General features: G+C 43.4%; 7 protein-coding genes and 1 other annotated feature. All 7 genes read left to right on the forward strand.

Annotated features, from left to right (window positions below):
- The first annotated feature begins 33 nt into the window (after window positions 1–33).
- The 7 genes from BT147_RS13745 (at window position 34) to infC (ending at window position 12,496) form a co-directional block, all read left to right on the forward strand.
- The gene (locus BT147_RS13745) at window positions 34–6,000 is read left to right on the forward strand and encodes a polymorphic toxin-type HINT domain-containing protein (RefSeq protein WP_218159121.1); all 5,967 of its coding nucleotides are present in this window, start codon (window positions 34–36) and stop codon (window positions 5,998–6,000) included.
- Between the two features lie 9 nt (window positions 6,001–6,009).
- Window positions 6,010–6,606, forward strand: a complete 597-nt coding sequence (locus tag BT147_RS13750; protein ID WP_286119526.1) for a suppressor of fused domain protein — start codon at window positions 6,010–6,012, stop codon at window positions 6,604–6,606.
- A gap of 419 nt (window positions 6,607–7,025) precedes the next feature.
- Window positions 7,026–7,619: a metal-dependent hydrolase gene (locus tag BT147_RS13755; RefSeq protein ID WP_072336541.1), complete on the forward strand. Its 594-nt coding sequence runs from the start codon at window positions 7,026–7,028 to the stop codon at window positions 7,617–7,619.
- A 59-nt stretch (window positions 7,620–7,678) separates the two neighbouring features.
- The gene (gene ytxC, locus BT147_RS13760; protein ID WP_072336543.1) at window positions 7,679–8,599 is read left to right on the forward strand and encodes a putative sporulation protein YtxC; all 921 of its coding nucleotides are present in this window, start codon (window positions 7,679–7,681) and stop codon (window positions 8,597–8,599) included.
- Between the two features lie 345 nt (window positions 8,600–8,944).
- Window positions 8,945–10,852, forward strand: a complete 1,908-nt coding sequence (gene thrS / locus BT147_RS13765) for a threonine--tRNA ligase (protein ID WP_072336546.1) — start codon at window positions 8,945–8,947, stop codon at window positions 10,850–10,852.
- 127 nt (window positions 10,853–10,979) lie between these two features.
- Window positions 10,980–11,702: a 3'-5' exonuclease gene (locus BT147_RS13770; protein WP_072336549.1), complete on the forward strand. Its 723-nt coding sequence runs from the start codon at window positions 10,980–10,982 to the stop codon at window positions 11,700–11,702.
- Window positions 11,703–11,807: 105 nt separating this feature from the next.
- Window positions 11,808–11,943, forward strand: a sequence feature (ribosomal protein L20 leader region).
- A gap of 10 nt (window positions 11,944–11,953) precedes the next feature.
- Entirely contained in the window at window positions 11,954–12,496 is a 543-nt protein-coding gene (infC, locus tag BT147_RS13775) for a translation initiation factor IF-3 (RefSeq protein ID WP_176786668.1), read from the forward strand.
- Window positions 12,497–12,509: the final 13 nt, after the last annotated feature.

Below are 12,509 nucleotides of genomic sequence, written 5' to 3' on the forward strand. Positions count from 1 at the left end.
TGGGTCAAAGATGGATCATCGAACCGTGGTCTCATGATCCGTCATAGTGATGAAGGAAGCAAAACAGCGAAAGAGAAGCTACTCACAGTTAGTAGTGAGATGACCCTTGCACCACAGCTAAAACCGAAGCTAAAAGTGGTCTATATCGATAAAAAAGCCGCCAATTCATACTACTCGCCGAAAACACCGACTACGATGAAGGCAGGCCAAAGCTATGAAGTGGAGGTTACCCTATCTAATCCAACCGATACCGCATGGAGTGGTAGCACCGATTCACTCGGTTGCCACTGGGCACTCCCTAACGGAACGGACCGGACAACCGAAGATAACTGTATCGGAGCCGAATTTAAACCGATTGATGCGAATGGCAATGAATCCGTTGCTACGGTTAATATCCCGCCTGGTGATACGATTACCGTTCGAGGAAGAGTAAAAGCTCCTGCCATTAGCCAGCCAAACCAATTACGTGAAGGGCTGATCCTTCAATGGGATTTGAAGCTAAACGGAACTTGGCTATCGAAGAGTAAAGACCCGATTCCGACTCTGAATCAGTTCGTTATGGTGGAGGATCCAAACGGCGGGAAAGATCTGGGAGTAGACGATAACCATGCTTCTACGGATGGAAATAAGAGCGGGACAGGAATTAACCTCTATCGTGGGAATGCAAGTTTCTCCTACGCTTCCTTTGAGAATCCATCCCGTGGAGATTTCTCCACTTCTGTAAACCTAACTTATAACAGTTTGGATACCAGTGATTCGCCTATTGGTGTCGGTTGGTCGCTAGATACCTCTAGTTTTGTTCGCTTAGGCTCATCTTTGGGTGATCAGGTTTATACGGATAAACAGGATAAAATCATTCGAGGTTCCATGGATCTCCTTGATAGCGATGGAACGAACCACACCTTTACGTGGGATGAGAAGGCAAAAGAATTTAAATCTCAGCCGGGGGACGAGCTCTATCTCCAGTACCTAAGCGGCGGTGCGAGTAGTCGCAAGTGGCTGGTCACTGAACCAGATCGTACACAATACTACTTCGATGACAAAGGGTATTTAGTCGAAGCTACTGACCAAAATGGGAATAACTTACGGTACACATACGAAGAGAAAAGCGTGAGTAACAAGCCAATCAAGTTGCTACGTTATGTAACCGACTCACAGAACCGTCAGACTCTCACCATCGATTACAACGATAATCACAAAGTATCCAAGATCAAGGCTCTACAACCAACGGCAACCGAGACACCACAACGAGTCATTGAATTCACATATGACGCGTCCAACCGCTTAACAAAGTTTGTGGATGGTGCGGGAACCAACATCGCAAAAACATACGAATTTACTTATGACCTACTTTCTACCAACGTTATTAATCAGATCAAAGATCCTCGTGGAAACATTACGAAGATCGATTACTATACAGACGGTGAGAATAAGCATCGAGTCAGCAAAATGAGTAACAAAAAAGATGAGGTCATGCTCTACACCTATAAAGATAAAGAGCGAACCGAAACCGATCTGAAAGGGAACTCCACCAAGTATCTCATGGATGACAAAGGAGATCCGATCAAGGTTACCGATGCCAAAGGGAACGTAACCGAGTTCAAGTACGATCAGAACCATAACATGACGTGGAAAAAAGATCCCAATGGTGGAATTACCACGTGGACGTATGATGAACTGGGTAATGTCTTAACCACGACCGATCCGGTGAACAATGCGATCTCAGATGAATCCAAACGAAAGTCGACCCGCTATGACTACCAGTATTCGCTCAACAAGCATGTAGCGGAGTTGATCAAAACCACTACTCCAGAAGGTCGCTTTACCAAGACTACCTATGATGAGGTAGGAAATGTAGTATCGGTGGAGGATACCGAAGGAAATAAAACCACTACTGCTTACCACGGGAATAGCGGACTCGTGAAGAGTGTCACTGATTCAAATGGGAAAGTCACTACCTATGGTGATCCAAGCGCAGCCGACTTCGGCTATGATGCCAACGGAGAAGTTAAGAAGGAAACGGATGCTCTAGGAAACACAACGGTTACCCAATATGATGACTTTGGCAACGTCATCAAAGTGACTGACCCTAAAGGGAGTATTGCCACCTTTTCCTTCGATGTCTTTGGCCGACCGCTTGAATCCAAAATGTCGAAAGACCAAGCAAAGGGTGAATTTATCACTACCCCTGCCCCGGTCTATGATGCAAACGATAATGTAATCGAGAAACTTTCTCCAACTGGAGCGAAATTTGTTTATAAGTACGATGAGTACGACCGCTTAGTAGAGGAAATCGAGCCGAAAGATCATCCGAGTGATCCAGAGAAGAAAACCACCTATTTCTATGATGAATTAGGAAATCTCATCAAGGAAGTAGAGCCGAAAGGCAATCTCACTGATGATCCGAATGATTACACCACAACGCATACGTACAATGAACTGAACCAACTCGTCGCCGTTACCAACAGCCAAGGACACAAGATTACGTACGAGTACGATAAGATCGGGAACCAGACCAAAGTCACGCAACCAAAAGGGAACCAGACCGCAGATAATCCTAACGATTACGTCGTTACGACTACGTACGATTTAAATAATCGCCCGATTAAAGTGACCGATGCTGATGGGAAATCGATTGAGACCGTTTACGATGCCGACGGCAAAACGATTCAAACCAAGGATAAAGAAGGCAATGTTCATAAAGTTTCTTACAATATTCGCGGGTTTGTAGCAGAGGAACAATCCCCACAAAAAGCGGGTGTAACCAGAACAACACGTTATACCTACGACAAGATGGGTAATGTGATCCAAGTCGATCCACCGCGTGGAACTGCTACGCCATACGCAGACGATTTTGTACAAAAGAAGACGTACGACGATCTCGGCCGAGTAAAAGAAATCATCTTCCCACGTGATCCCAATAGCTCAAACCCGCGCTTCAAGGAAGAGCAAAAAATCATGTACAAATATGATTCCGTAGGCAACGTCATTGAAGTGAGTACGCCGCCTTCCGAAGGACAGACCGAGCGTAACGTGTCTACCTTCACGTACTTTGACAATGGACTGCTGAAATCCATCACGGATACATGGGGTGTCACGACGAAGTATGATTACAACCAGATTGGGAACCAAGTAGAGCGCGTCGTTACCAGCTCCGACGGCAAGGTTGAACGGAAGATGACATGGGATTACTTCCCAGACGGCAAGCTAAAGAAGAATACGGACGAGGGTCTGCAATCGAAAGGAAGCACCTCTGACAACGAACGAAAACAATTCGAATATGTGTACGACCCAAACGATAACATCGTTTCGATGAAAGACTCTAGCAGTAACAAGAAGGTCGATGAATACCGTACCTCCTACACTCCTCTTAATCAAGTGAAGGAAGTACAAGAAGTCGTCGATGGAATCGTCAAACGTAGTATCGGGTACGATTACGATGTCCATGGGAACTTGCTTAAGCAGGAGTATTCGAATAGCATCTCGGAATACAGTTATAACGGCTTGGATCAAGTCACCCAATTCTCTCAAAAGAAATCGGTTCAGGATAACAAACCTCAAGTATATGGTTTTCAATATACTGTGAGCGGAAAAACCAAACAAGAAACAAAGCCAAACGGAATCGTAACCGATTATCAGTACAATCCAGACGGATCTGTTGCGGGGTGGGAATCCAAGAAGACAAACGGAACCTCATTGCAAAAGCATAGTTATGAGTACGACCTTCATGGTAATCCCGTCAAGGATGTATACAGTGGTCTCGATGCAAACAATAAGCCAATCAACAACACATACGCGTACACATACGACCCGCGAGATCGACTTGTCCGCTATGATAAATCTGGGACCCAATCCTCTACCGAAGAATACACCCTTGATGCGAATAGCAATCTGGTGCAAAAAACGAGAGATGGTATACTCTCGACATACAAGTACGATAAAAACCGTCTCATCGAGGAAACGGAAGCTGGACTCGCATCCAAGTATATTTACGATGCAATGGGTCGTGTTGAGAAGATCACATCGGATGGCAAAGACAAAGAAACATTCTCCTATGACCAATTTGATCGCACCGTCGAGCATACAAAGCTGGACAAAGATAATGTTACGACCATTAAGTCTCGTTTTACTTATGACCCACTTGATCGTACTACATCAAAAGTAGAGAAGGCAGGTACAGCCAACGAGAAGGCCACCACCTTCAATTACTTAAGCAACACCGATCAAGTCCTATCCGAAGAAGTAGCAGGTAAGGTTACTCAATCCTATTCCTACTCTGCATGGGGCGAGCGACTCACCATGCTAAAAGAAGATACGAAGGAACTCTCCTACTTCGAGGCAGGAAATAACGGTGTCGAGATGCTGACGGACGAGAAAGGGAATATCCGAGCCACTTACGGGTTTACCCCTTACGGTGAAGATGACAAAGACATGTTTACGGGTGTGGATAAACACGATTCCACTAAGCCAGATAAAGACATGTACAATCCCTTCCGCTACGAGGGCAAGCGATGGGACTCGCATACACAGTCTTACGATCTCGGATTCCGTGACTATCGACCGGGAGAGGGACGATTCCTAACCAGCGATTCTTACAACGATGCAGGCTCTCATCTCGCTCTCATGATGGATACAGGAAACTACAACCTATACGGTTATACGGGTGGAAATCCGATTTCCAATAGCGATCCAGATGGTCACGCATGGTGGAATAATTGGAATGACTTCAAAGCAGGTGTTAAATCTGCGGCCTCTGCTGTCGTATCCACCGTATCTACCTACGCTCAGAAGGCATATACTGCGGTTAAAGAGGTAGCGAAGAGTACGTATAGGGCAGTGAAGAAGGTCGTTAAAAAGGTAGTTGCTCCCATTAAACGAGCGATCAAGAAGGTCTACAACAAGGTAAAGAAAGTCGTCAAGAAAGTCGTGAGTTACACTAAGAAGGCCGTGAAGAAAGCCAAGAGCACTATTAAGTCCATCACCAAGCCCAAGCCCAAATCGGCGACTAGTAGTAAAACTTCGTCTTGGGTGTCCGCTTTACGGGAAACTGCTTCATGGATAGTAGCTGAGACCCCGATTTTAAGTAGTGTCAATGATGCTGTAGTCCTTATTGCAGGACACGATTTCATCACGGGTGATGATGTCCCAAGACTATACGGAGCGATTGGTCTCTTTTCGCCAATTAGTTCGAAAGAAGCAAGACTAGGCGGAAAGATGATAGAAACGGCTGGAGAGCAGATTGGAAAGCGGATCAACTGCTTCACTGCGGGTACTCTAGTTCGTACTGCTCGTGGAGACAGACCGATCGAAGACATTCAAGTCGGCGATAAAGTCTTGTCCAAAGATGATAAAACAGGGGATCTTGCCTACCAGAAGGTAGTTAGCATCATGAGCAGAGATGTGGATGAGATCTATACAGTCCACGTAGGCAATGAAAAGATCGAGACCACAGCCGAGCATCCATTCTGGGTAGAAGGCACAGGCTGGTTGAAGGTAGAAGATTTAAGTATTGGTGATTTACTCCTCACAGCAGAAGGAAAACAACTGCCAATCAAGAAAATCTTAGTGGAGAAGAAGCACGCGACGGTTTACAATATGACTGTCGAGGGTTATCACACCTATTTTGTATCTGATTCACACGTCTTTGTGCATAACAAGTTAAAGCTCGATTTGCAGGCGTTTTCAAGAGATCCGTACAAGAGACCATCGGGTTATCGAAAAGGTGTCAGAGATAAAGCATGGGATTCAAACAAAAGTGCGGATGGTAATGTGTACGATCCTTTAACGGGTTCAAGGATGAATCGTAATGAACCATGGGATATGGGGCATAAACCGGGGTATGAATTCAGGAAGCATCAAGCTAGTGCTAGGGAAAGAGGAATTTCCAGAAAGCAATTTTTAAACGAGCATAACAATCCAGATCATTTCCGCCCAGAGCTTCCTAGTTCCAATAGGAGCCACAGGGGTGAGGATGATACAGATACTTATTTTGGTCCCTAAGAGAGAAGTGTGGTAAAGAAGATGAGTGTGCCAACTGAGAGTAAACAAGTAGCTAAGTTGATAAGAGAAGCATTTTGTGGTGAGGGGAGACCTGCTGTCATAAAGTATTGGGATGATAGTAGGAAGAATTCAATAGGTGTGGTAATTGCGTCAGACAGTCCTGACGAAGGTTATACCTCCTACTCAACAGTTGGACTTTGGGAATATTCAATAGACCGAATTGTTGACGGGATTTCTCTTCGAGTGGAACTTGCAGGAGCTTGTATTTCGGGTTTCGAATCTTTTCCGAATATGATATCTACCTGTGCATTTAACATCATTAACTCTGGATATACCATTTTTCCGGGGGCTATATATCCTGATGTAGTAAAAATGTATATGCCAGATTCTCAAATGCAACATGCTTTCTTTGTTTCACCTTTTTTATGGGGTGGAGAATTAAAGACCATTCGTTTTGAAGAATGCAGTGTTACATGGTTACAAATGATTCCCATTTCTGACGAAGAAATGGCTTATGCGGAGGAAAATGGGGCATTAGCTCTTGAGGATCTATTTGAGCAAAAAGGAATTGATTTTTGGGATCTGAATAGATCATCTGTACTCTAACCTCATCTATCCAAGGTGATTGAAGAAATATTTGTGTATCGTTTCTGGACTCCGGTCTGAAAGCGACTTTTAAAATAGATTCAAGTGAACAAGGATGCTATATAAATCACAGCATCCTTGTTTTATTTTTTCCTACGCAGTAAAAGGTTGAGTAACATTGACCACAATGCCCACATTTTGACCACGCACTACTGTGAAATAAGGTTGACTGATGTTAACCCAGATAAAGATTGAGTGTGATATTCCGCGCTAATATTAACTTATTTACATTATAAATCACTGCAGTGATTAGATTTAGAATACAATATATATTGTACATAAATTCAAGCCTATTATTGGTTGGTAATAGGTTTACCCTAATATGCTGAACAACAGACTCTAAATAGTTGCATATCAGTTTACAAAGGGGGATAGATCAAATGACTGGAAAAACACATTTATCGGTGGGGGCTTTGTTCGGGGTTGGTTATGCCACTGTGAATGGGGATGGGAGCCAAGATTGGCTAACTATTTGCATCGGGATTGCGGTGGCAACCCTTAGTAGTATGTTGCCTGATTTAGATCATAAGGGAAGCTATATTAGTAAATATGTAACGTTAAACTTGAAGACACGATATCGGGCAATTTTTGCCTCTTTAATAGGCTTTTTGCTCATAGCTGCATGTTTTTATTTTAATGGTCCGCTATGGATTGCATTAACGGGTTTATATGTGGTGATCGCGGCATATGTTCCTCATAGGAGCTTTACTCATTCTCTTATGGGAGTAGGGCTGGTGGGAATGATTAGCTTTTTAGCTTTGCCGAATCAGGTGTACTTTGAATATTTTATGGCTGGTTATCTCTCGCATTTATTTGCGGATGCACTAACTGTATCGGGCATTCCGTTATTTTGGCCCAATAAAACGGGTTTTCGATTAGCCCGAATAAAAACAAATACCCGTTGGGATATTATTATTCGTTATGTATCAGGTATTTTTACGGTGATCGGGCTGGGATATTTAGTGCTTCACTAGAGTTTTTGGTTTTGTGTATACCTTAGCCAATGACCCCATATAATAGGAGAAATGCCAGTGTGGACAAAGAAAGGAGTGGGACATTGGACTACTCTATTTCCATTTCTCGTCGAGATCCCATTCAGTTGGCGTTTTTACGTGATCGCTTTGGCAACATGATAATGAAGTTAAAGAAGATTGGTGTCAATGCATCGTTCGTAGAAGAACCAACTGGAGAGCTTCATTTTTTCCAAATACATACCCAGCGGAAGCGCCGACTTCAGGATAAGGAAGTACATCGAGAGATGGGAGACGCTATAGCTAGCTTTCTGTGTGATTTTGCTGAAACGGATTTGATCAGAGGAATTATCCAAAAGGAACACACGAATATAGCACTTGAAGAGATGGACCAGATTGAATTTCGTGCGCAACAGTTATTAGAACGAAATTCATGGAGTTATTTACGCACTGGTTATCATGTTCGTAAAGAACGGATTAGTAAGCAAATTGCTATATATCTAGATTCAAATCGTGTCCTGTCCATTGATGGGTTTGTTCGATTTCGTCTCAAAGCGTATCGGAAGTCGCTGACTCGCTGTGTAAAAGATGCGTATGAAGAGTACCAACTAGATAAAGAGTATCGTGATTTTATTGAACTCCTTCGTTATTTTGTGTCGGTTCAAAGCCCGAAAGTAGAACTTATTCATGTCGTTCATAAAGGATCAAAACAGTTTCAGTTACTAAAGGGAGATGGAGCACCTTACCAACTTCGCGAACTGGATGGAGCTGTGCAAGAACTGATGGATCAAAGTCTTTCACATGAAGATTTAGTTGTTAGTTCCCTTTTATCGATCGCACCCGAAAAGTTAGTCCTACACACGAAGCAACAAGAGGAAAATGTGGTTCGCACACTTCTCCAGATTTTTGAGGGAAGGGTAGTGGTATGCCATGATTGTCAGCATTGCCATGTAAAATCGATTCCTGTGCAAGAAGATGCTTGATCTTTTGGTCCTACTTGCATATAATGATTAACAAACTTCAACTGTAAGAGCTGTGACGAGGTCATGGTAGCTGTTTACGATGCTAGAGAGTGGGGATCATCGGCTGGAAATCCCTTCATCCTATGAACAGTCTATTACCCCCTCTGAGCGAATGTGGGGAATGCCTGCGGGGCTAGTATCTGCAATCGGTGACACACCGTTATCAGTGTCTTGAGGATCAGGCTGGCTTTTTTGTGATTCAGTCATGATTAAACAAGGGTGGAACCACGGCACAAAGCTCGTCCCTATTGGGTACGGGTTTTTTTGTTGTTTTAAAGACGATCACCATTAAAGGAGTGAGTTCTGTTGAGTATTTCTGTACGATTACCAGACGGTTCTGTGCGTGAATATGATCAAGCTGTTTCTGTTCTAGATGTAGCTTCCTCTATTAGCAATGGACTAGCTAAAAAGGCAATAGCAGGCGTAATAGATGGGAAGCCGGTAGACTTAGGTCGTGACGTCCCATCAGGCTCTGAATTAAAAATTGTTACTTTGGATGATGAGGCTGGATTAGAAGTATACCGACATAGCGCAGCCCACATACTCGCCCAAGCATTGAAACGCCTATATCCTGAGGTGAAGCTAGGGATTGGCCCTGTGATTGAAGATGGATTTTATTATGATATTGATCTTCCTACACGTCTTACTCCAGAAGATTTGCCGAAGATTGAGGCAGAGATGGCTAGGGTGATTAAAGAAGATGTGCCGATTACTCGCCGTGTCGTAAGCCGTGATGAAGCGATTGGAATTTTTGAAGCGATCGGGGACCACCTAAAACTAGAGTTGATTCGTGATCTTCCTGAGGAATCGACTATTACAATCTATGATCAGGGTGAATTCTTTGATCTCTGTCGAGGGCCTCACATGCCATCGACAGGTAAGCTAAAAGCATTTAAGTTGATGAGTATTGCAGGTGCCTACTGGCGGGGGAACTCCGATAACCAAATGCTACAGCGAATTTACGGTACTGCTTTTCCGAAAAAATCTCAACTCGATGAATACCTTCACTTTCTAGATGAGGCCAAGAAGCGAGATCATCGTCGTATCGGAAAAGATTTGAGACTATTTATGTTCTCCGAAGAAGCACCAGGGATGCCTTTCTACCTACCGAAAGGAATGGTAATGCGGAACGAGTTAGAAAATCTTTCTCGTGAAATCCAGATTCAGTCTGGGTATGAGGAAGTACGCACTCCACTCATGATGAATCAACGTCTCTGGGAACAATCAGGTCACTGGGATCATTATCATGAAAACATGTACTTTACCGATGTAGATGAAAGTAAATTTGCACTAAAGCCGATGAACTGTCCAGGGCATATGCTGATGTTTAAAAATGAGCTTCGTTCTTATCGGGACTTACCGATGCGTATGGCAGAGTTTGGGCAAGTGCATCGCCATGAGCTTTCGGGTGCTCTAAACGGAATGCTTCGTGTCCGTACATTTACACAAGATGATGCTCATATTTTCGCTCGTCCTGATCAAATTGAGGATGAAGTATTTAGTGTAATTAAACAGATTGATAAACTATACTCCGTCTTCCAATTCCCTTATACAATTGAACTTTCTACTCGTCCAGAAGATTCGATGGGCTCGGATGAATTATGGGAACAAGCAGAAGGGGCTTTAAAAAATGTACTAGATCGCTCGGGAATTGACTATCGGATTAACGAAGGAGACGGTGCTTTCTATGGTCCGAAAATCGACTTCCACATCCGTGATGCCTTAAAGCGTAGTCACCAATGTGCGACAGTTCAGCTTGACTTCCAGATGCCAGAGAAATTTGATTTATCTTATGTCGGAGAAGATAATGAGAAACATCGCCCGGTCGTGATTCACCGTGCTGTAATGGGATCAGTTGATCGTTTCTTAGGAGTCTTAATTGAGCATTTTGCGGGCGATTTCCCACTATGGTTAGCGCCTGTTCAAGCGAAAGTGATTCCGGTATCGCGATCCTTCAATGATTATGCTAGTGAAGTTGTAGAGCGGCTAAAAAGTGCTGGTATTCGGGTAGAAGCAGATCTCCGAGAAGAGAAGCTTGGATATAAAATCCGAGAAGCAGAAGTGCAAAAGGTTCCCTATATGTTTGTCATAGGGGAGAAGGAACAAGAATCGAAATCGGTAACAGTTCGTCGTCGTCATAATAAAGAGCAAGTATCTTGGAAGATTGAAGAATTGTTGAAAGACCTAGTTCAAGATATCAAAGAGCGTCGCTAAGATCAAAAAGCTTCCACCATTTGCGTTTGGTGGAAGCTTTTTTGTATTTTCTTCCCTAGATGAATGTCATAGGCAAATGAGATGCATATCATAACTCATAGAAAAGAGATGGGAACGGAGGGTCTAGATGAATCTAACATGGCAAGAAGGCATGGTAATTTTTGAGATAGTGGGAACAGGGTTGGGAGAATCATCTGAGGTTCTGGAGGTTGCGATTGTTGACTTTGCAGGTATCGTACTCTATCACAGTTTAGTGAAGGCTAAGGGCCGGATTTCAGCGAGAGCAACGGAGGTACACGGAATTCGGAGATCCATGATCCAAGATGCTCCCGATTTTCTAGAAGTATGGAAGGAAATTAAAACTACTTTGAAAGATAAAATCGTTCTTACGGGCCAAGAAGACCGTACGTTGAGGCTGCTTCAAAATAGCTTTTCTACTTGGGATAAGCCAGCCAATGAGGCAAATTCCATTCCAGAAATGCAGAGTGTGTTAGCGATTTATGCGAACGCAGTAGGTAGCAAAAAGATCGCTAAACTGGAATCACTAGCTCCAGATTCATTTGACCATCGCGCAATCTCCAGAGCATCGGTTGTCAGGTCCATCGGGCAAGAGTGTCTATTACAGTTCTCTGAGACGATCATAGCCATGGTTGAAGAAGAGACTTCGTATGATGTTGGAGAGATACCAACGCTGCATGAGGCAGGTGAAGATATATATACAAAAGAGATATATACAGAGTCAAAGTTGGCAAAGATCCATTCGGAATCTGTGGAAAATGAATCTCTTCATAGAAAGATTAAGAAGTGGTGGGAGAGATTAAATCAATTGTTACGAAATCAGGTTAAGTAGGGCAGAAGCATTGAGAAGGGGTTAGATATTTGGTAAGATCATGCAGTAAGCAGTTCTGCTTATGCGAGTTGACATTCTGTAACCAACATGATATATTCATACCATTCGTGTAAGAAGAGGCGCCCGCTTCTCACCTGATTGACATTTTGTTCAGATTAGGTTTTGACATTCGCTGATGGATTGTATAAACTTCAGGAATCAGAAGTGTGGGCGCATCATACGTCCACACTTTTTTATTTTATCTATATTACATTTTTTGGAGGTGGCAGGTCATCAGCAAAGATCAACAACATCAAATCAACGAAGCTATTCGCGCCCGCGAAGTACGTTTGATTGATGCAAACGGAGACCAAGCTGGAATCGTCGCATTACGTGATGCACTTAAAATGGCACAAGAACAAAATCTTGACCTTGTGAATATTGCACCACAAGCCAAACCCCCTGTTTGCCGGATTATGAACTACGGAAAATTCCGTTATGAGCAAAGCAAAAAGGATAAGGAAACTCGCAAGAATCAAAAGATCGTTCAACTGAAAGAAGTACGTTTGAGCGCATCGATTGAAGAGAATGATGTGCAGACCAAATTGAAGCATGTTATCAAGTTCTTGCAACATGGCGACAAAGTGAAGCTATCGATTCGTTTCCGGGGTCGTCAGATCACTCATCAAGAGCTAGGTCGTAAGGTATTGGATCGTGTGGCTCAAGAAGTAAAAGAGATCGCCGATGTGGAGCGTCCAGCGAAACTAGAGGGTCGTCAGATGATCATGATTCTAAACCCAAAACAACAATCGTAAGGAGGACTCGCTC

Source organism: Thermoactinomyces sp. DSM 45891, assembly GCF_900119485.1.
GTDB lineage: Bacteria > Bacillota > Bacilli > Thermoactinomycetales > Thermoactinomycetaceae > Baia.